The sequence below is a fragment of the Actinoplanes sp. GCM10030250 genome, assembly GCF_042666575.1.
Lineage (GTDB): Bacteria > Actinomycetota > Actinomycetes > Mycobacteriales > Micromonosporaceae > Actinoplanes.
Genome location: NZ_JBHTDO010000025.1, coordinates 19,886 through 39,012, shown reverse-complemented (window position 1 = coordinate 39,012; position 19,127 = coordinate 19,886). Strand labels below are relative to the sequence as shown.

The 19,127-nt window shown below is 70.1% G+C and carries 17 protein-coding genes and 1 tRNA gene; 12 read left to right on the top strand and 6 right to left on the bottom strand.

The annotated features are described in order from the left end of the window. Window positions 1-247: 247 nt before the first annotated feature. The 3 genes from ACFQV6_RS28090 to ACFQV6_RS28080 form a co-directional block, all read right to left on the bottom strand. Window positions 248-1,360 (bottom strand): winged helix DNA-binding domain-containing protein, encoded by a 1,113-nt coding sequence (locus tag ACFQV6_RS28090; RefSeq protein ID WP_378030604.1) that lies wholly within the window; start codon window positions 1,358-1,360, stop codon window positions 248-250. A gap of 92 nt (window positions 1,361-1,452) precedes the next feature. Continuing rightward, window positions 1,453-4,398 carry a hypothetical protein gene (locus tag ACFQV6_RS28085; RefSeq protein WP_378030603.1) on the bottom strand — a complete coding sequence of 982 codons (2,946 nt, stop codon included), beginning with the start codon at window positions 4,396-4,398 and terminating at the stop codon, window positions 1,453-1,455. Window positions 4,399-4,538: 140 nt separating this feature from the next. Continuing rightward, window positions 4,539-6,188: a copper resistance protein CopC gene (locus ACFQV6_RS28080; RefSeq protein ID WP_378030602.1), complete on the bottom strand. Its 1,650-nt coding sequence runs from the start codon at window positions 6,186-6,188 to the stop codon at window positions 4,539-4,541. Window positions 6,189-6,290: 102 nt separating this feature from the next. On the opposite strand from ACFQV6_RS28080, the gene ACFQV6_RS28075 reads away from it, so the two are divergent. The 8 genes from ACFQV6_RS28075 to ACFQV6_RS28040 all read left to right on the top strand — a co-directional run bounded on the left by ACFQV6_RS28075 (window position 6,291) and on the right by ACFQV6_RS28040 (window position 12,720). Continuing rightward, on the top strand, window positions 6,291-6,839 hold the full coding sequence (locus ACFQV6_RS28075) for a sigma-70 family RNA polymerase sigma factor (protein ID WP_378030601.1): 549 nt from the start codon (window positions 6,291-6,293) through the stop codon (window positions 6,837-6,839). 93 nt (window positions 6,840-6,932) lie between these two features. After that, the gene (locus ACFQV6_RS28070) at window positions 6,933-7,412 is read left to right on the top strand and encodes a MauE/DoxX family redox-associated membrane protein (protein WP_378030600.1); all 480 of its coding nucleotides are present in this window, start codon (window positions 6,933-6,935) and stop codon (window positions 7,410-7,412) included. Continuing rightward, complete coding sequence (locus tag ACFQV6_RS28065; protein ID WP_378030599.1) at window positions 7,409-8,149, top strand: DsbA family protein; 741 nt, start codon at window positions 7,409-7,411, stop codon at window positions 8,147-8,149. The genes ACFQV6_RS28070 and ACFQV6_RS28065 overlap by 4 nt, the downstream gene beginning before the upstream one ends. Further along, window positions 8,146-9,132: a hypothetical protein gene (locus ACFQV6_RS28060; RefSeq protein WP_378030598.1), complete on the top strand. Its 987-nt coding sequence runs from the start codon at window positions 8,146-8,148 to the stop codon at window positions 9,130-9,132. The genes ACFQV6_RS28065 and ACFQV6_RS28060 overlap by 4 nt, the downstream gene beginning before the upstream one ends. Window positions 9,133-9,198: 66 nt before the next feature. After that, window positions 9,199-10,080 carry an ATP-binding cassette domain-containing protein gene (locus tag ACFQV6_RS28055; RefSeq protein ID WP_378030597.1) on the top strand — a complete coding sequence of 294 codons (882 nt, stop codon included), beginning with the start codon at window positions 9,199-9,201 and terminating at the stop codon, window positions 10,078-10,080. Continuing rightward, complete coding sequence (locus ACFQV6_RS28050; protein WP_378030596.1) at window positions 10,077-10,847, top strand: ABC transporter permease subunit; 771 nt, start codon at window positions 10,077-10,079, stop codon at window positions 10,845-10,847. Before ACFQV6_RS28055 ends, ACFQV6_RS28050 begins: the two co-directional genes overlap by 4 nt. 38 nt (window positions 10,848-10,885) lie before the next feature. Beyond that, window positions 10,886-12,058 (top strand): sensor histidine kinase, encoded by a 1,173-nt coding sequence (locus tag ACFQV6_RS28045; RefSeq protein WP_378030595.1) that lies wholly within the window; start codon window positions 10,886-10,888, stop codon window positions 12,056-12,058. Continuing rightward, window positions 12,058-12,720, top strand: coding sequence for a response regulator (locus tag ACFQV6_RS28040; protein ID WP_378030594.1), 663 nt, complete (start codon window positions 12,058-12,060; stop codon window positions 12,718-12,720). Before ACFQV6_RS28045 ends, ACFQV6_RS28040 begins: the two co-directional genes overlap by 1 nt. Here ACFQV6_RS28040 and ACFQV6_RS28035 read toward each other — a convergent pair. Further along, complete coding sequence (locus ACFQV6_RS28035) at window positions 12,707-13,063, bottom strand: Asp23/Gls24 family envelope stress response protein (RefSeq protein ID WP_378030593.1); 357 nt, start codon at window positions 13,061-13,063, stop codon at window positions 12,707-12,709. The two genes, ACFQV6_RS28040 and ACFQV6_RS28035, sit on opposite strands and share 14 nt — an antisense overlap. Window positions 13,064-13,284: 221 nt before the next feature. Here ACFQV6_RS28035 and ACFQV6_RS28030 point away from each other — a divergent pair, with 221 nt between their 5' ends. The 3 genes from ACFQV6_RS28030 to ACFQV6_RS28020 all read left to right on the top strand — a co-directional run bounded on the left by ACFQV6_RS28030 (window position 13,285) and on the right by ACFQV6_RS28020 (window position 15,228). After that, a complete protein-coding gene (locus ACFQV6_RS28030; protein ID WP_378030592.1) occupies window positions 13,285-13,734 on the top strand; it encodes an S-adenosylmethionine decarboxylase family protein in 450 nt (149 codons plus the stop codon). Further along, entirely contained in the window at window positions 13,731-14,207 is a 477-nt protein-coding gene (gene bcp / locus ACFQV6_RS28025; protein WP_378030591.1) for a thioredoxin-dependent thiol peroxidase, read from the top strand. Before ACFQV6_RS28030 ends, bcp begins: the two co-directional genes overlap by 4 nt. A gap of 946 nt (window positions 14,208-15,153) precedes the next feature. After that, window positions 15,154-15,228 (top strand) — tRNA-Leu (locus ACFQV6_RS28020). A 72-nt stretch (window positions 15,229-15,300) separates the two neighbouring features. Here the strand turns inward: ACFQV6_RS28020 and ACFQV6_RS28015 are convergent. Next, window positions 15,301-16,245, bottom strand: coding sequence for an expansin EXLX1 family cellulose-binding protein (locus tag ACFQV6_RS28015; RefSeq protein WP_378030590.1), 945 nt, complete (start codon window positions 16,243-16,245; stop codon window positions 15,301-15,303). Window positions 16,246-16,289: 44 nt separating this feature from the next. Then, window positions 16,290-17,105, bottom strand: coding sequence for an MOSC domain-containing protein (locus ACFQV6_RS28010; RefSeq protein ID WP_378030589.1), 816 nt, complete (start codon window positions 17,103-17,105; stop codon window positions 16,290-16,292). Between the two features lie 997 nt (window positions 17,106-18,102). On the opposite strand from ACFQV6_RS28010, the gene ACFQV6_RS28005 reads away from it, so the two are divergent. Next, a complete protein-coding gene (locus tag ACFQV6_RS28005) occupies window positions 18,103-18,948 on the top strand; it encodes a MurR/RpiR family transcriptional regulator (RefSeq protein ID WP_378030588.1) in 846 nt (281 codons plus the stop codon). Window positions 18,949-19,127 lie beyond the last annotated feature (179 nt).

Genomic DNA, 19,127 nt, shown 5'->3' with positions numbered 1-19,127 from the left:
CCTTTGTTGCTCGGACTTCCCAGTTGGCCGGTTGCGGGGTAAAGTCGTACTTAACGGACGAAGCCCCCTTTCGGTTACTCCGTTCCCCCCGGTAAAGGGCCCTCCATGTCGGCAGCGTGGGGGGCCCTTCCACACTCCGCGCCGTCCCGCCCAGCCTGTTGCGCCGCTCCAGCCGAGCGCGGCGCCCAGCGGGCGAGATGCCCCAAGCGGCGCACACGATGTGGCTCGTGATGGCCGGCGGCGAGATTCACGGGCGCCAGGAGCGGTCGATCGCCAGATCCTTGACCTCCGCCCACCGGACGTCGGGGGCCCCGGCGTCCGGCGCTACGAAAGCCAGCAGCCGCGCGGCCTCCTCCTCCACCGCGGCGACGTCGGCGGGCGCCAAGGGACGGAGCGGGGCGATGCTCAGCGTTGTGCCATGCAATGCCCAGACGGCGCTCACGAAGCCGTCGACCAGTACTGTCGGACGCACGATCGACCACCCCGGCATGACGATCGCCCGGTCACCCGGGTGGATGATCCGGGCGCGGTCCGCGTGCCCGAGGACCGCGTTGTCGAACTCGGGCAGGAAGACCACGGGTGCGGGACTGTCGGGGTCGTCCAGGGGCGCGTGCGGGACGTCGTACAGATCGATGCCGTTCTCGTCGCGATAGACCCGCAGCCGCGACCGCATCTCGGTGAGCAACCCACCCAGGCGGGTGAGGCCCGACCAGACCTGAAGGTCTTTCGCGGACGCCGGTCCGAACGCTGCCAGATAGCGCATGACCAGCGTCTCCGGGCTCGGCCCGGCAGCCAGCGGCCGGCCCAGCCAATCTTCGGCGAGCACGCAGCGCACTCGCCCTCGGTGCCGCCAGACTCCGGCGGGTGGTGGGTGCAGCAACGGCAACCGCAGGTGTACGACGTACGAGAGCGCCTTCACATCGGTACCCGGGAACCGCTCGACGAGCCGCCTCGCCAACTCCGGTCTGGTCGTCGGGCCGTCCGCCAGCGCTTCCCGGGCGATCTCGGTGAACTTCTCCGTGTCGAGGCCGGCCAGGATGCCACCCCGGCCGGAGAGCCGGTCCAGAGCGGGCTGCAGGGTGGGCCGCAGCCAGGGAAAGTCCACACCCGCGCTCAGATGCTGGGTGCCGCGCAGGAGTGCGCTGCGGATCACCTCGCGGTTCTCGAGCAGCTCGGTCAGGTCCTCGATCCGGAAGCCGGCCGACCGCGCCCACAGGCTCAGATAGGGCGAGTCGGACTCCTGGCCCTGCAACGCCACAAGGTGTTCGACGATGTCGCTCGCGCGGCGGGGTTCGCGAGTGGCGAGCAGCTGCCGGTGGAGGTAGGTCCGGTTGAGCTCGCGGGTCGTGAGGACTCTCATGCCACGACCGTAAGCCGAATAGCGGCCAGATCCTGGCCGCTGATCTGACGCGAACGGGCCGCCCATCGGGCGGCCCGTTCGGTGTCGAGTTCTCAGCTGCCCTGCGGATCCTCCGCGCCCTGGTCACGGTCGGCGGGACGGCCCGAGACGGTACGCCGGCGACGCCGCTCGTTGCTGCCACCCAGGAGTTCCGCCGCCTCCTCGCGGTAGCTGAGGATCCGCGAGCTGGGTCGTACGCCGCCCGCCGCGGTGGTTCGGATCCGCGGCTCCCCGGTCACCGCGTCCACCGGCGGAGACACTGTCACCTTGCTGGCGGGCTTGGCGGGCGGTGTCTTGGTCGGGGCTGCGGTGGGCTGGGGCTTGGCTGCGGCGGGTCGCGGGGTCGTCTTGGCGGAGGCTTCGGCGGTTGTCCGCACGCGGCGGGGCGGGACCTGGGGAGTCGGCTCCGTCGGGCGGGTGGGCCGGGTAGGTGAGGCGTCGGCCTGCCGGACCGCAGCGGGAGGCTTCGGGTCAGCAGCGGCAGGCTTCGGGCCAGCAGCGGCAGGCTTCGGGTCAGCAGCGGGGGCCTTCGGGGCCGCGGTGGGAGGCTTCGGGGCCGAGCTCGGGGCGGCGAGCTTTTCTGCCGGTCGGGGTGCATTCTCGGCGGGTGCCTTGTCGGTGATTGCCTTCTCGTCGGTCGCCTGCGCCGCGCGGGCTGCCACCGTTTCGGCGGCTTTGATCCAGGCTGCTGGGGCCCGCCGGGTGACGCCCTGCTGGCGGGCGGGTGCGGCGGGGATGGCCTTGCCGCTCGCCCGGCTCTGCGCACGGGACAGCGGGTTGTCCGATCGTCCGGGCCTGGGCTTCTTAGCGTTCGCCGGCGCCTCAGCGGCAGTCGGGCTGCTTTGAGTCGGGACTGCGGGGACCTTTGCCGGGCCGTCGAGTTCGACGGCGTGCATTGATGCCCGCTCAGGCTGGTCCGGCTGCTTCTCGGCGGGCCCGTCGATCGTGGCCTGGGCGGTGCCGGTCACCGGCGAGCCCTGCGCCGGCTGGGAGGCCGTTTGCGGCAGTGGGTTGCCGGCGGGAGGGCGGCCCGATTCGATGGCGTGCATTGACGTCCGGTTCTCAGGTTCGTCCTTGCCGGCCGGGCGGCTGGGGATCGGGACGATCGGGGGCTTCGGAGTCTCCGGCTTCCCGGAGCCGGTGTCGCCCGAGCCGGAGCCGGAGTCGCCCGAGCCGGAGCCGGAGTCGCCCGAGCCGGACTCGGGCTCCTCGGTAGCAGGCGCGGGAATCTCGGCGATCGGCGATGCATCGAGGGACTTCGCTTGACCGGACTTCACAGCGGATGAACTCACCATCTCCGCACCTTCCGAATCTGCCGAATTGTCTGTCTGGGTAGGCACTGCCGGGGTCGAGGTGGTCTCCGCTGCGGGCTGGTGCGGTTTCGGCCGGCTCGCACCGCCTAGGCGGGTCAGCCCGGTCGCGGTCCAGTCGGTAGCCGCCGGCCCGGTGCTCAGGACCACATGCGGAGCGCTCAAAGGCTTCTCCGGGACCGGCGAAGCAACACGCTCAGGCGAAGCAACACGCTCAGGTGAGGCGATGCGGTCGGCCGTCTTTCCAGTGCGTTGCTCGCCCGCGACGTGCTTGCGCGCAGTCACGACCGGCGTCTCCGCAGGCGCCCCGTCGCGTGCCCCACCCTGAACAGGCGTGGTCCCCCCAGGAGGGGTCTTGCCGGCCGCCGACTTGCGGGCGGCCTCCGCGAGGCGGGCCGCGGCGCGGGCCTCGGTCAGCCGGGCCCGTTCCGGGGCGGTGGCCGCAACCCAGGCGCCGACCGCCGTGGCGCGGAACTCAGGCAGGTCAGTGGGTGCGGCGTCACGGCGGCGCTCCATGCGACGGCCGGGCACTGAGCCGGGCACTGAGCCGGGCGATGAAGCGGACAGCGGGCCAGGAACTGAGGCGGACAGCGGGCCAGGCGCCGAGTCAGGCAGCAGGCCGGGCAGTGAGGCAGACCGCGGACCAGGCCGGGAGGCAGCGAGGGCGGGGGTCTCGCTGAGCAGGTTCAACGGTTTGCCCGGTGCGGGAGTGTGCGCGCCGGCCGGGAGCGAGTGGCCCGGATCGAGCACCGGTGCCGGCGCAGGTGCGAGAGCCAGGGCGGAACCGGAACCGGAACCGGAACCCGAGGCCGCGGACCCGGCGGGTTCGGGGCGGTTCGGGGGCCAGGAGAACTGTGGCAGCGCGGGTGGACGGCTGGGACGGGAGTCGGCGAGCGTACGCGGGCGGTGCGCCCCGCCCCCGCCCCAACTCCCGCGACCGCTCGGCGGGAGGGTGGTTCCGGAGAGGGGCAGCGGAGCGCCGATGGCCTGCATCAGGTCGGGGACCTGGCTGGGTTCGACGACGTAGACGACCTCGCGGCGGCGGCCGGGCCAGCCCAGGATGATGACGCTGGCCATCACGAGCAGGGTGCCGAGGGTCAGCAGGCCCCAGGTGCTGGAGTTGAGCCAGCTCGGCCACACCTCGGCGATCGCGGCCAGCCGGTTGATCGGCCGGGCGGCCTGGTTCATCACGACCAGGCTGTAGGGGCCGCCGGTGAGCTTGCCGGGCGTCCAGCTGAGCTGCCCGTTCTCACCGCGGATGGTCCAGAACGGCTGGCGGGCGGGCGGCCCGGACGGTGCGATCCGCCCGGGGACCTTGCCGGCGCTGATCGGCAGGGCGCCGGTGCCCATGTCGACGGCGCTGACCCGGCTGTGCGGGACACCGGCCAGGTAGCGCTGGACGTCAGCGGTGGGTGCGAGCCCGACGAAGGCCGGGCCGGCCGGGGTGGCTGCGGCGAGCCCGAGCCGGGTGGTGCCGATGCGGGCGAACGGGGCGTCGTCGCGCAGCAGGCGGTCGATGTCCGGGACCACGAGGGCGTACCCGGGCACGGTGACGTCGCGCAGCTCGCCGCTGAACGCGCCGCCGGGGTCCCGATGTTGCATCAGGGCCCACAGTCCGCCGCCGGCCAGCAGCGCGGGTAGTCCGATGGTCAGTAACAGCATGCCGAGGATCGTGCGGAACACCCGCATCTGTCTCTCCCCCTTCCCGGGCCGTACTGCGCGGACCATACCGAGTCAAATAACCCCAAAGTGGTCAAACAGGCACGGCGACCTCCAATAGATATGGCAACGGCCCGGCCCACGGTGGGCCGGGCCGTTCGGGCGGGAGGTCAGTTGATGGTCGCCGTCATGGTCAGTGTCGATTGGTCGATATCGCTCGTCCGTGCGGTGAACTTGAAAGTCCACTCGCCGGCGGCCGGCAGCGCGATGTCACCGATGGCGTGGAAGTCGGTGATCCGCAGCAGCGGAACCTCGATCGGCTCGATGCCCTTCGAGGTCAGTGCCGCGGTGGCCTTCCACTCGACAACCGGCAGCGGCTTGTTGTCCGGCGTGTAGGCGTACAGATGAATGGAGTTGTTGCCGACGGTGGCCGGGAAGATGTCCACCTGCAGCGACATCTTGTCGGCGGTCAGCATCTGGGTGACCGTCGTGCTGGTGGCACCGACCTCGGCGGCCTCGGCGGTCCGTGGCGGCGGGATCTGCACCAGCGCCGAGGTGACACCCAGCACCACCGCGGTGATCGCGAGCTCGGCCAGGACGATCCGGCGCAGCGGGCCCGGCGAGTCCTCGGCGGCCCGGGACTTGACCAGCTTGCGGGAGAACCAGGCGATACCCAGCACCACCGCGGCCAGCCCCACCTTGACCAGGATCAGCCGCCCGTAGGTGCTGTTGATCAGCCCGTCCAGTGACGCCACCTCGATCAGCGCCTGGACCACCCCGGCGAAGATCAGCGCGCCGACCGCCGTGGCGGCCCAGCGTGACCAGATCGGCAGGATCGCGCCCAGTTCGCGGCCGTTGGCCTGGGGTAGCAGGAAGGCGAAGAGCATCACCAGGCCGCCGAGCCACACCGCCATGGCCGCCAGGTGCAGCGCGTCCACGACCACCGACACGCCCGCCACCGGCGAGGCCGTCGGGTGCCCGGTGAGCGGCCAGGTGGCCAGGGCGGCGACGCCGAGCACACCGAGCAGGGCCAGGTCGAGCTTCGACTCGCCGCCGGCCGGGCCGACCAGCAGCGGGCGCAGCAGGAACGCGGCGGCGACCACCACGCCGAGCCGGACCAGCATCACCGCGCCGAACGTGCTGCCGAGCACGTCGCGCAGGTCGCCGGCACCGACGTCGAACAGGCTGGTGCCGAGCGTGTACGGCGCCTGGAGCCACAACCCGAGCAGGGTGCTGCCGGCCACCAGGCCGATACCGGTCCAGATCAGCCGTCCCGGCCCCCGGCGGTTCAGCCGGTGCGGCCACAGCAGCGCGAGGACCAGCACAGGTCCGACAAGAAGTACCAGTCCCGCGTACCCCAGATATTTGGCGACCGGAATGAGCGCGCGGACCACCGGATCGACCTGCACGTCCTGCTCGTCCGCCGAAGGCGGCGTCGACGCCGCGCCCACCGAGAAGCTGATCGTGCCCGCCACCGGGTGGCTGTCCGCGGAGATCACCCGGTAGCTGACCAGGTAGGTCCCACGGCCGCTGCCGGAACGCAGCGGGATGGTCACCTGCGTGCCCGCCGCCACCGGCTCACCCTGGTCGGCGCGGGAACCGTCCGGCGCGAGCACCCGGATCTTGCCGGACAGCAGCTGGACCGACTCGCTGAACGTGAGGGTCACCTTGTTCGGGGCGTCCGGCACGATCGTGCCGTTGCCGGGATCGCTGCCCACCAGGGCGGCGTGCGCGCTGGCCGGCGCGGCCGCCAGCAGCGTCCCGAAGAGCCCGAGCAGCAGCCCAGCCAGTACGACAAGTACCCGGCGTCGGTAAGTCATGCCACACGCACTCCGTTCCCGGTTGTGGACGGTTAGTCGCCCGAAGCTCTGCCATGGTTCCAGATGGAGACCCGTGGCGCCGATGCGCGTACCATCTGGCCCGTGACCGAAGGTGAGCACGAGACCGACGAGACCACCGCGCTGGCCCTCGCCGCCCGCAAGGGCGACCCGGTCGCGCAGGCCGCGTTCGTCCGCGCCACCCAGGCTGAGGTGTGGCGTTTCACCGCCGCCCTGATCGACCCGGGCTCCGCGGACGACCTCACCCAGGAGACCTTCCTGCGGGCCTTCCGGGTGCTCGACAGTTTCGCCGGCCGTTCGAGCGTACGGACGTGGCTGCTCGGCATCGCCCGCCGCACCTGCGCCGACCACCTCCGCGCGGTGGTGCGCCGCCGCCGCCTCGACGCCCGGCTCGCCGCGCAGGCCGTCACCGATCTGCCCGCACCCGACCCGGCACACCGGCTGACCAGCGCCGACCTGTTGAACCGGCTCAGCGACGAGCGGCGGACGGCGTTCGTGCTGACCCAGGTGCTCGGCCTGTCCTATGCGGAGGCCGCCGAGGTCGAGGGCGTCCCGGTCGGCACCATCCGGTCCCGCGTGGCCCGTGCCCGCGACGAGCTGATCACCGCGGTGTCCCGCGCCCAAGCCAGCTGATTCGGGACTTTCGCCCCTATTCGCCCCTCTTGTGATCCGGTGAGAATGATCGGGAACTCGAGCACGACGGAAACCGTCTAACGGGGCGTGACCATGGAAACCCTGAGACCGGCGGCCTGGCCGTGGATCTCCACTGCCGCCCGGCTCGGCCTGGCGGCAGTCTGGCTGGTCGCGGGCGGGCTCAAGGTCGGCGACCTCGCGGCCTCCGCCCGCGCGGTCAACGCCTACCAGCTGATGTCGTACGACACCGCCAAGGTGGTCGGCGCCGTCCAGCCGTTCCTGGAGATCACCCTCGGCCTGCTGCTGCTCGCCGGGCTGGCCGTGCGGCTGACCGCCGGGATCTCCGCGCTGCTGATGGTGACCTTCATCGGCGGCATCGTCTGGGCCTGGAGCCAGGGGCTGCAGATCGACTGCGGCTGCTTCAGCTCGGGCGGCGAGCTGGCAGCGGGCAAGGACACCGCGTACGGCGTGGACATCCTGCGTGACCTCGGGTTCCTGGCACTCTCCGGAATTCTGCTGTGGCGGCCGCGGACCCGGTTCTCACTCGACGGCGTCCTGATGGGGGAACGATGAGCAAGGGCAAACGGGACCGGACCTTGAAGGCCCGGCAGGTCGTCGAGCATCAGCGTTCCGCCGAGCGTCGCCGTACCGTGACGATCTGGACCTCGGTGGCCGTGGTCGTGGTCCTGTTCATCGCCGGCCTGGTCGGATACAGCCTGGTCACCGGCGAGGACAAGGGCACGCTGAGCACGCCGACAGTGGCTGTCGACGAGGGCACCGCCTTCGCCACCGGCACCGGACCGGTCACCGTGGACGTCTACGAGGACTTCATGTGCCCGTCCTGCAACCGCTTCGAGCAGGCGGCCGGCGCGACGCTGAAGCAGCTCGTCGCCGACCAGAAGATCACCCTGCGGTTCCACCCGGTGGCCATCCTGGACCGGTTCTCCAACGGCACCGAATATTCCACCCGGGCCGCCGCCGCGTCGGCCGCCGCCGCGCAGGAGGGCAAGTTCACCGAGTACCACGACGTGCTCTACGCCAACCAGCCGGCCGAGAACTCCGACGGCCTCGACAACGCCAAGCTCATCGAGCTCGCCAAGTCGGTCGGCCTGACCAGCGACACTTTCGCGAACGCGGTGAATGAAGGTACCTACAAGACATGGGCTACCCAGGCCACCGAGAAGTTCTCCGAGCGCGGCTTCAGCGGCACCCCGACGATCACCGTCAACGGCAAGCAGGTGACCGGGCCGGACAACACCCTGCCCACCGCCGAGCTGGTCACCCAGGCGGTCCAGCAGGCGGCCGGGTGAGGCGTCCGCTTCTCCTGCTGGCGGCGGCCGGTGCGATCCTCGTACCGGCCGGTCCGGCGTTCGCGCACACCGGCGACACGAACGGCGTCAGCGCGTACCGGGTCACGGTCACCGGCGTCAGCACCCCGGCGGACGGGCTGAGCGTGCGGGTCGTCGAGGGCGGCGCGCGGCTGGAGCTCAGCAACGGGACCGGGCGGGCTGTCGAGATCCTCGGATACTCCGGTGAGCCGTATATCGAGGTTCGGCCGGACGGGACCTATCAGAACGTCAATTCGCCGGCGGCGTACCTCAACGAGACCCTCGGCGGTGACACGCCGCTGCCGGCCTCCGCCGATCCCACCGCGGCGCCGGCCTGGCGCCAGGTTTCCACCGAGACCACCGTGCGCTGGCACGATCAGCGCACCCAGTGGCGGGAGGCCGGTCCGCCGGCGCAGGCCGCGGCCGCACCGGACCGTGCGCACCGGCTCAGTGAATGGGCGGTCCCGTTGCGTGATCAGACGCGGACGTTCGAAATCCAGGGCACCCTCGACTACGAGCCGCCACCGCGGGAATGGGCCTGGTGGGCGGGTGCGGTCCTGCTGGCGATCGCGGTCACCCTTCTGGCTCATCGGTGGCCGGTCTCGGTCGTGCCGGTCGCGCTGATCGCGGGCATCACCACCCTGGGGTACGGGCTGACGCGCATTCTTGACGGCGGATCGTTCCCCGCGGTCGTGGTCCTGGCCGGCCTGCTCACCTGCGCGGCCGCCTACCGGCATCCGCCGTTCTACCTGGCGCTGTCCGGTTTTGTGCTGGCTGCCTTCGCCGGGTTCGGCAGCGCCGACGTGTTCACCGCCGCCGTGCTGCCGAACGCGGGTCCGGGCGGGATGACCCGGGCCACCGTGGCGGTGGCGATCGGTGCCGGCGCGGCGCTGGCCCTCACCGGGGTCCTCCGGCTGCGCGCCGCCGAGGTCACGGTGGCGCCCGCACCCCTACCGCAGTCGTAGTCCGGCCGATTCACACGAGACCGTGGGCGCTCCCCCGCGGATCGAGCCGTCCCTAGCGTCGCTAGCATGATTGAAGTCGACGGATTGACAAAACGTTTCGGGGACACCACCGCTGTGGACGACGTGTCGTTCACAGTGCGGCCCGGGCAGGTGACCGGCTTCCTCGGTCCCAACGGCGCCGGCAAATCGACCACCATGCGAATGATGATCGGACTGGACCGGCCGACCTCGGGCACCGCCCTGGTGAACGGCCGGCCGTACCGGCGGCATCCGGCTCCGCTGTGCGTGGTGGGTGCGCTGCTCGAGGGGCGTGCGCTGCACCGGGGACGGTCCGCCCGGGCGCATCTGCTCGGGCTCGCCCGCACCCACGGGATTCCAGCACGACGGGTGGACGAGGTATTGGCCGAGGCCGGGCTCGGGGCGGCGGCGGGACGCAGGGCGGGCGACTTCTCGCTCGGCATGAGCCAGCGGCTGGGGGTGGCGGCCGCGCTCCTCGGCGACCCGGCGGTGGTGATCCTGGACGAGCCGGTAAACGGGCTCGACCCGGACGGCGTGCTGTGGATCCGGACGATGCTGAAGGATCTGGCCGCCCAGGGCCGTACGGTACTCGTCTCCAGTCACCTGATGAGCGAGATGGCGGTGACCGCGGACCATCTGCTGATCCTCAGCTCGGGACGGCTCCTCACCGATACCACTGTGGACGCGTTCATCTCCGGTGTGGGTGCGAGCCGGTGCCTGGTCCGCTCACCGGAGGCCGCCCGCCTGAGGGAGGTCCTGGTCGCCGACGGTGCGGTGGTGACCAGCCTCGAGCCGGGCCTGCTGGAGGTGCGGGGCCGGGACGCTCCGGAGATCGGCACGGCGGCCGCTGCGCACCGGCTGGTTCTCCACGAGCTGACACCGCATCGGGCCTCGCTGGAGCAGGCGTACATGGAGTTGATGGCGTCATGAGGGTCTCGTTCGCCCGTGTGGTGCACGCGGAGTGGGGCAAGCTGGCCGCCCTGCGTTCGACCTGGGTGGTCTTCGTGGTGGCCGCGCTGATCACGGCGGGCCTCGCCGGTGTGATCAACTGGAACGTCTACAGGCAACCCGGTGCGGAGGTGTCCGCCGGAACACTCGTCGCGCAGGCGTTTCTGGGTGTCGACGTCATCTCGATCATCCTGGGCGTCTTCGGGATCCTCCTGATCACCGGCGAGTACGGCTCCGGGCTGATCCGGGCCACCTTCGCAGCCGTCCCCCGCCGTACGCCGGTGCTCTGGGCGAAGGCCCTCGCGCTGACCGCCGCGGCGATCCCGGTGATGGTGGTGGTCTGCGCGGCGTCACTCGCGGTCGCCATGCTCTTCGTCCCCGGCGGGCAGCGGCTCGGGTTCGGCGACCTGCCGGCACACGCGCTGCCCGGGGCCGCCGCCGCACCCGTGGCCCTCGCCCTGATCGGTCTCGGATTCGGAGCACTGCTGCGGCACACGGCCGCTGCGATCACCGTGTACGTGCTGGTCATGCTCGTGCTGCCGGCGCTGATCCAGCCCGCGCTGCCGCAGTCCGTCGCCGACGACGTGCTGCGCTACGTGCCGATCGCCGCCGCTCAGGCCATGTACTCGGTGGAGGGCGGCAACCCGTTCCAGATGCTCGGCCCCGGTCCGGCGGCCCTGACGACAGCCGGCTGGGTGCTGCTCGCCCTCGGGGCCGGTGCGGTCGTCGTCCGCCGCCGGGATCCGTGAGGGCACACCGTGGCGGCTCACCCGGCCACAATGGCCGGGTGAGGCTGCGCGAGTTCCGGGCCCTGGCCGGGCGTCACCCCCGCGTCGTGGACGCCGGGGTCGCCGCGGCCCTGGCAGCGTTCTGCGGTCTCGTCCTCACCGGGCAGACCGGGGCGACAGTCACCCCGGCGAACGCGCTCGACTGGGCTTCGGTCGTCCTCGTGCCGGTACCGCTGATCTGGCGTCGCGGTGCACCGGGACGGGCGTTCCTGGCCACGATCGCGCTGCTCTGGATCAGCGCGGGGACTGGCGCCCAGTCACCGGCCGCGTTCCTCGTGTCGCTCGTCGCCCTGCACGCCGTGGCCCGCTACCACCCGGCCCGGTACGTCTGGCCGGCCACCGCGCTCTGTGTGCTGCCCGCTCTGGAGAACCGTCCGGCGGAAGGGCCTGCCTGGGGCGCGTTCTTCGCGGTCGCCGCCGCCACGACCGCGGCCGCTCTGACCGGCGTCAACCAGCGGACGCGCGCCGCGTACCTCCAAGAGTTGGAAGATCGAGCCCGACGGCTGGAACAGGACCGCGATCAGCGCGCCCGCCTCGCGGTGGCCGAGGAGCGGGCGCGCATCGCGCGCGAGATGCACGACGTGGTCGCACACCACCTCGCCGTGATGGTCGCCCTCTCCGACGGGGCCGCCGCCATCGAGCCGGCCGCGCCGCAGCGCGCCGCCGCCGTGATGATCCAGGTTTCGGCCACCGGGCGGCAGGCGCTGAGTGAGATGCGCCGGCTGGTCGGTCTGTTGCGCACCTCCTCCCGTACGGGAGACGCCGGCCGCGCGCCGCAGCCCGGACTGGACGACATCGACGCACTGGTGGAGCGGATGCGGGAGGCCGGGGTACGGGTCAGCCTGGTGCGCGAGGGTGCACCGGGCGACTGGGGGCCCGCGGCCTGCCTGACCGTCTACCGCATCGTGCAGGAGGCCCTCACCAACATCCTCAAGCACGCCGGACCGCACGCGACAGCCGAGGTGGCGCTGCGCTATTCCGCGGACGGCGCCGATGTGTCGGTGGTCGACGACGGCGCGGGACGTGTGGCGGGCCGCCCGGAACCCGGTGACCGGCACGGGCTGGCGGGCATGCTGGAACGGGCCGGCGCGTACGCCGGGCATCTCGACGCCGGGCCGCGCACCGGACCGGGCTGGCAGGTGCACGCCCGGCTGCATTTCGGAGCCACCTGATGACTGTCTCGGTGCTGCTCGCCGACGATCAGCCGCTCCTGTCGCTCGGGTTCCGTCTGGTTCTGGAGGCGCAGCCGGACATCACCGTGGTCGGTGAAGCCGGCAACGGCGCCCAGGCCGTCACCATGACCCGGGCACTGCGGCCGGATGTGGTGCTGATGGACGTACGCATGCCGGTGCTCGACGGCATCGAGGCCACGCGTGAGATCGTCGCCGCCGGCAGCCCCGCCCGCATCCTGGTCCTGACCACGTTCGACCTGGACGAGTACGTCTATGCCGCGCTGCGCGCCGGGGCCAGTGGCTTTCTGCTCAAGGACGTCCCACCCGCCGACCTGATCAGCGCAATCCATGCGGTGGCAGGTGGGCACGCCGTCGTCGCCCCCGTGGTCACCCGGCGGCTTCTCGACACCGTCCTGCCGCACCTGCCTGGCCCGTCCGCCGGCAACCGCGTCGACCGGCTCGCCGGCCTTCTCACCGGCCGGGAGCGTGAAGTGCTGCTCCTCGTCGCCGAGGGCCGGTCGAACTCGGAGATCGCCGCCACGCTGCACCTGTCCGAAGCGACCGTCAAGGCACACGTCGGCCGGTTGCTCAGCAAGCTCGAGTTGCGCGACCGGGTCCAGATCGTGGTCTTCGCCTACGAGAACGGGTTCAGACCCCGGTGATGTCGTCGACGTTGACGTTCACCGCGAGGACGTTGAGGCCGTAGCCGGACAGCGCCTCCTTGACCTTCGCCTGCACCTCGGCGGTCACCTCGGCGACGACCCGGCCGGCCTCCAGGACCAGCACCACGCCGACCGTCACGTCGCTGCCGGTGACCTTCGCCGAGACACCGCGGGTGGCGTCGCCGACCTCGTCCAGGCCGACCTTGTCGAGCACGCTGTTGAAGAACCGGGCCACGTCACCACCGAGCTCCGCGACGCCGGGGACGCCCCGGGCAGCCGCGCCGGCGATCTTCTGCACCACCTCGCTGGAGACAGTGGTGCTCCCGTTCGTAGCCTCGCTCATGGCCCGCTCTCCACTCTCGTCAGCTGTGCCGGGCAGCGTACCGCGAGTACAGCACTTCGTGCGTACAACACCATCGATAACGTTTTTCAAAGCGTCGATGTAATCGGAATAAATGGTTCCGACTCCACCACAAAACGGATTCCTGTCCGTCCAAATTGGCACAACAATGGAGAGTCACGAAGCGGTAACGTTCAGTTGTGGAAACTGCTTCAGGAGGCCCCATGATCGTGCTGGGCGACGACCACTACGGCGACGAACTGACGCTCCGGCTCTCCGCCATCAGCGACACCCGGCTGCTCGGCGACGACACCGCGCTCACCACGTTCATGCAGGACCTGGTCACCCGCATCGGCATGACCGTCATCGCCGGCCCGCTCATCGCCACCGAGGCCGGCCCGCCCGAGAAAGCCGGCAAATCCGCTGTCGTGATCCTCGCCGAATCGCACGCCGCCATCCACACCTACCCGCACCTGCGTGAGATCTTCGCCGACATCTTCTCCTGCAAACCGTTCCGCGAAGCCGATGTCCTCGACGAGTTCCACCGTCTCGTCGGCGACTACGAAATCACCGAGCGCACCCTCACCCGCCGCGGCGAGGAATGGCCCCGCGACGTCCACGCCGCCCGTCGCCTCTGGAGCACACACCGGGCCGCACTATCGTCGGGCACATGACTGAAAACGTGCGTCTCAGCGCCGGCGACGCCGCGCCCGAGTTCTCCCTGCCGACCGACACCGGCGACAACCTCGCCCTCAAGGACCTGCGCGGGCGCAAAGTCGTGCTGTACGCGTACCCGGCTGCCATGACACCCGGCTGCACCAAGCAGGCCTGCGACTTCCGCGACTCCCTGGCCTCTCTGAAGGCCGCCGGTTACGAGGTCGTCGGCATCTCCCCCGACAAGCCGGCCAAGCTCGCCAAGTTCCGCGAGCACGACGCCATCACCTTCCCGCTGGTCAGCGACGAGGACAAAAGCGTGCTGATCGCCTACGGCGCGTTCGGCGAGAAGCAGCTCTACGGCAAGACAGTCACCGGCGTCATCCGCTCCACCTTCGTCATCGACGAGAACGGTGTGATCGAACACGCCCTCTACAACGTCAAGGCCACCGGCCACGTCGCCAAACTCCGCCGCGACCTCGGCCTGAACTGACCGCTCTCCCTGCCCGCCCTACCGGCTCGCTGCCGGCCCCGCCACCGGCATCCCGCCGCCCGCCACCGGGCCTACTGCCGGCCCGCCACCGGGCCCGCTGCAGGCCTCCTGCAGGCTTGTCCCACGGGCCGTCCGCCGATGCTTCCCTCCGGCCTTCTCCCTGGCCTTTCCACCGGTTGAAAAGGTCCGGCTAAACGCGCAACTCCGGCCCGAACACGCCGATCAGGAGAGCAATCGCCACCGTCTCCCCAGGCCGGCGCGGCGCCACCCGGGCTCACGGCGGCCGTCATGCGGTTCAAACCCGCAAGGCGGCCGCCGTGCACGCGATCTGGCCGCGTCGCGCGTAAAGTTGCTTCATGACTACAGCGAAGTACACGGCAGAGATCCTCAGCGCCGCGGCAGCGCAAGCTCAGAGCATCGCGGGAGTCCTGCGAGTGCTGGGCCTCCGACAGAGCGGCGGTTCGCATGCGCACATCAGTCGCCAGCTGAAACGCCTCGGTATAGACACCTCCCACTTCACCGGGTCCGCCCACAACCGGGGCCACCGCGGGGTATGGAACAAGCCCTGGCGAGAGCGGCTCGTCCAACTTCCTGAGGGTTCCCGGCGGATACCGGGCCAGAGGTTGAAGCAGGCGTTGCTGCGTATCGGTCTACCGGAACACTGTGAGAAATGCGGCTGCGGCACAGTGTGGAACGGCCATCCCCTCGTGTTGCATGTCGACCACATCAACGGGGACTTCTTAGACAATCGGCCGCGTAACCTGCGGTTACTGTGCCCCAACTGCCACAGCCAAACCTCGACCTACGCGGGCGCGCGGCGCGAACCTTCGGCGCCGGATGACGTCATCTATGACGACGAGGCCACTACTCCTACCGGGATTCCGCTAGGCAGACGGCTGCCTGGTCGGCAAGAATGTCCACGGGATGTGTACATTTATGCACCCAAGGGGCCGTAGCCCAATTGGCAGCAGGCACATGGTTTAGGTCCATGACAGTGCGGGTTCGAGTCCCGCCGGCCCTACTCGACGGCTGAACCTGCTTGACCGGTGAATCGCCGGCCAAGCAGGTTCAGCACGCCGGTGAGGCGTGGAGCTCAGCAGGTCGGCTGGGCGGCGGCCAGGTCGACCAAGGGCTGCTGTTCGGCGGCGGACGGAGCTGACTCCAGCACCGGTGCGGCGCTTGAGTCCGAAGGCGCGGTTGAAGCGGAGGCCGACGGGGCGGTTGCCTTCTTCTTGGCGGAGGCGGAGGCCGACGGGGAGGCGGCCGGCTTTGTCTGCTTCTTCGGGGAGGTGACGGTGGTTGAGCCGCCGGTGATGCGGGTGCCTGTCTTCTGTACGGAACCGGGCTTCATGTCTATCCCGCTGAGGGTTGCCGTGTTCCCGTACACATCGGTGATCCTGATTTTGTATGGTCCTGAGCCGGCGCCGCTGTCGATCAGCCAGTAGTTGAAGTCGGTGCGGTGGGCGGCGGTGAAGGAGCGGCCGGGGCCGGCGACCTTGACCGACGACAGCAGGTTCGCGTGGTTGTCGATGCGGGCGGCGAACCAGTACTGCGAGGCGCCCTCTTTGATGCGCACGCTGATCGGTGCGGGCGTGCCCGGGTTGCTGACCAGCTTGTACTTGATCGGGATGATGCCGTCGACCTCGGCGCCGATCTTCTTGAAGGCGGTGCGGCTCAGGTCGAGGTGCCCGGGGGCGCACTCGGGGCAGGAGTCGAAGACCTTGACGCGGACCTTGCCCTTGGGGCCGGTGACGTCGAGGTACGCGCCGCAGGAGGCGCCCTCGGAGTACTGGTTGGGGCCGAGCGCGACGTAGAGGTCGTCGGCGGGCACCTCGAACGAGCAGTTCCCGGAGGTGCCGGCGAGGTCGTAGAAGGTGGCCTTGCCGGTCTTGGTGCTGGTGCTCGGTGGCGCGGCGCAGGCGGACCCGCCGCCCTGGAGCAGCAGGGCGACGCCGATGACACCGGCGACGACCGCGGCGCCGCCGGCGGCGAGCCAACGGATCGAGAACGGGCTTCGATGAGCACTCACCCGGGGCATCCTGGTCGTCGTGCCGTGCCCGGGGCAACTCCTCTAAGACTCTGCTAAGACGAACCCACCGTCAGGGTGTCACCCACGCGGATGGTGCCGGTCTCGCCGGGAGCCAGATCCGGGGTGAGATTGATGGCGAAAAGTAGCCCTTTGTCGAATCGCCGATGCTTGCCGAGAACATGCAGCGGCTGACGCCCGGCCTCACCGGTCTCCTGGTCGATCGTGGTGACCCGGCACCGGTCGCAGGGTTTCTCGGCGCGCAGGGTCAGGTCGCCGATGCGCAAGCGCTGCCCGATCCAGTCGTCCTCGGCCCAGGCGGGTGCGCCGCTGACAACCAGGTTGGGCCGGAACCGGTGCATGGGGACCGGGTCGTCGCCTCCTTCGAGGAGCCAGTCGTTGACCGCGCCGAGGGACGCGGTGTTCGCCAGCAGGAGCGGGTAACCGTCGGCGAAGCTGACCGAGTCGTCGGGCAGGCCGGTCCGGGGAATCGGCCGTGTGGTCGGGTCGGGCTGCCAGGCAAGCCGGGCGTCAAGGCCCAGGAACTTACCCATCCACTCACTGTCAGCGACACGAGCCGGGTACATGGGTTTGCTCCGGAACACCCGCACAGATATCTCAGTGCCGTCAGTGGGCTCGTCCAGGTCCAGGTCAGGCAAGCCGGGGGCGCTGAGCTGCAGGCCACCGGGCCGCGGCCGGGCGGTCAACTGGGTGAGGCGGGGCGTGTCACGCTGGGTGATCCCGACGCCGTCGGCATCGACCACCATCCACCGGCGATCACCGGCGAGACCCCACGGTTCCACTTGCGCTTCGTCGTGGTCGATCCGGTGGCAACCCTTGACTGGGTACGAGTGAAGCGCCGTGATCCGCATGCACCCACCCTAGGCAAAGGCGCTCAACGGTGATGCGCCTCCTCGCCCGCCTACCCACCACCCACCCAACGCCGCCCCCTACGACGCACACCCCCACGCCGCCAATTCACCAGACGCCACTGATGCGGCAAGAAAGATTCCACCTTCACCACAGAATGGTGACCCACGCGGACCCGCCCATATCCGAAAACACCGAGTGAAACCTCGACCAAGATCCTGCGCCGACCACCTGAATTCAGTAAATACCCACGGCGAGTAAATCGCGGCAGGCATAACTACGACAGCCGCACCCCATCGCCGGATTACTTTCCGAGCCACATCGATGGCAGCCCGTCGTGGAGGTGTCGGCGGTCGCGGCACGGCAGACGGTGTGGGCGAAGCTGGTGACACGGGCAGTGCCACCGGTGAAGCAGGCGAAGCAGGCAACGCGGGCGACGCGGGCGACGCCACCGGCGCAGCGGGCGGCATGGGCGCAGTCGCCGGCTTGGATGCGCTCTGCGCAATGCGTCGAAGCTTGGCGGCATGGCGCTGCTGCAAACCCCACGCACGATGCCTCTCGTGCTCACGTCGAAATGCGTCGCGGGAGGCAGAATAATTGCGAGAAGCGGTCCGATCACGCATCACCGAAATCTGCGACCTACTGAACAACGACGCCTGCCTCATACAAGAATTCTTTCGCATCTGCGCCCCGAGGTGTAAGCAGTCGATCATGCCACCCTGAATTACTTAGACAATCCGCTTGAGCATCGCATCACGGAGCCGTCCAGGCGGAAACCTGACCACAATGGCCGCCCGGCGGCGGCCCGGAGAGGCCCGGTGAGAGGCCCGGCGAGAGGTCAGGCGAGAGGCCCGGCGAGAGGTCAGGTAACAGACCAGGTGCAGGACCCGGTGACAGACCCGGTGACAGGCCAGCCGAGCCAACCACGGCTGAAGGTCGCGATCGTTGGACAGAGCGAACCCCTGGCGATCTGAAAGTTTTTATGCATAAGCTGCGTCTGTGAATGCCGAGGTGATCAAGACGGCGGAGCGGGTGCTCGACCTCTTTCAGGGTGCGCGCCTCACCCCCACCCAGCGGCGGATCGCGCACAGTCTGGTGGAACATGCTGCGAAGGCCGCATATCTTTCCGCCGCCGAGGTCGCGGAGTTGGCCGGGGTGAGCCAGCCGTCGGTGACCCGGTTCGCCATGGCGCTGGGTTACTCCGGTTATCCCGCGCTGCGGCGCGAGCTGCGGTCGATCACCGCGACCGGGCCCGTCGAGCCCGCCGGGCAGAACGCGATGCAGCGTGCGGTGCACGCTGAGACGGAGCACCTGCGGCGGCTGGGTGAGCAACTTCAAGATCTGGATGCCGTACGGTCGGCAGCTCGCCTGCTCAGCGCCAGCCGGCCCCTTCCCGTGCTCGGGTTGCGGGCGGCCGCACCGCTCGCGGCGTACTTCGGCTACTTCGCCGCTAAGGTCCTCCCCGATGTGCGGGTGCTCGACAGCGGTGGCACCGGACTGCTGGACCGGCTCGATCAGGCCCGCGCGGCCGGCGCCGGTGCGATGCTGGCGATCGTGTTGCCGCGCTATCCACGGGAGGCCGTGGACGTGGTACGGGAGGCGAAGGCGGCCGGTCTCGCGGTGGTGGCGATCACCGACTCGGCGGTGAGCCCGGTTGCCGAGTTCGCCGACGTGGTGCTGCCCGCCGCCGTGGGCACGCAACTCGTGTTCGACCTGCACACCGGCCCGATGGCGATGGCCATGGTGCTGCTCCAGGCGATGTGTGACGCCGTTCCGGAGCCGGTGCAGCGCCGGCTGGAGGAGTTCGAGGCCACCGCCGCCCAGCGACACATCTTCCTGGCATAGACCGGCCAGCAAACGGCGAAGGCCGCTAAAGAACGGCGTAGGCCCCCAAAAAACGCCGGAACACGGCGGAGACCGGCCAGGAACGACGGAAGCCGCCGGAACCAGCGGAGGCCGCCAGAAAAGCAGGGAACGGCGCAGGACTGACAGGAACCGGCGTACGACGAGAGAGAAACGCAGAG

Excerpts from the sequence above, each read along its gene's own strand:
- ACFQV6_RS28090 (WP_378030604.1), bottom strand. The coding sequence starts at position 1,360 with ATGAGAGTCCTCACGACCCGCGAGCTCAACCGGACCTACCTCCACCGG.
- ACFQV6_RS28085 (WP_378030603.1), bottom strand. The coding sequence starts at position 4,398 with ATGCGGGTGTTCCGCACGATCCTCGGCATGCTGTTACTGACCATCGGA.
- ACFQV6_RS28080 (WP_378030602.1), bottom strand. The coding sequence starts at position 6,188 with ATGACTTACCGACGCCGGGTACTTGTCGTACTGGCTGGGCTGCTGCTC.
- ACFQV6_RS28070 (WP_378030600.1), top strand. The coding sequence starts at position 6,933 with ATGGAAACCCTGAGACCGGCGGCCTGGCCGTGGATCTCCACTGCCGCC.
- ACFQV6_RS28065 (WP_378030599.1), top strand. The coding sequence starts at position 7,409 with ATGAGCAAGGGCAAACGGGACCGGACCTTGAAGGCCCGGCAGGTCGTC.
- ACFQV6_RS28055 (WP_378030597.1), top strand. The coding sequence starts at position 9,199 with ATGATTGAAGTCGACGGATTGACAAAACGTTTCGGGGACACCACCGCT.
- ACFQV6_RS28050 (WP_378030596.1), top strand. The coding sequence starts at position 10,077 with ATGAGGGTCTCGTTCGCCCGTGTGGTGCACGCGGAGTGGGGCAAGCTG.
- ACFQV6_RS28040 (WP_378030594.1), top strand. The coding sequence starts at position 12,058 with ATGACTGTCTCGGTGCTGCTCGCCGACGATCAGCCGCTCCTGTCGCTC.
- ACFQV6_RS28035 (WP_378030593.1), bottom strand. The coding sequence starts at position 13,063 with ATGAGCGAGGCTACGAACGGGAGCACCACTGTCTCCAGCGAGGTGGTG.
- ACFQV6_RS28030 (WP_378030592.1), top strand. The coding sequence starts at position 13,285 with ATGATCGTGCTGGGCGACGACCACTACGGCGACGAACTGACGCTCCGG.
- bcp (WP_378030591.1), top strand. The coding sequence starts at position 13,731 with ATGACTGAAAACGTGCGTCTCAGCGCCGGCGACGCCGCGCCCGAGTTC.
- ACFQV6_RS28015 (WP_378030590.1), bottom strand. The coding sequence starts at position 16,245 with ATGCCCCGGGTGAGTGCTCATCGAAGCCCGTTCTCGATCCGTTGGCTC.
- ACFQV6_RS28010 (WP_378030589.1), bottom strand. The coding sequence starts at position 17,105 with ATGCGGATCACGGCGCTTCACTCGTACCCAGTCAAGGGTTGCCACCGG.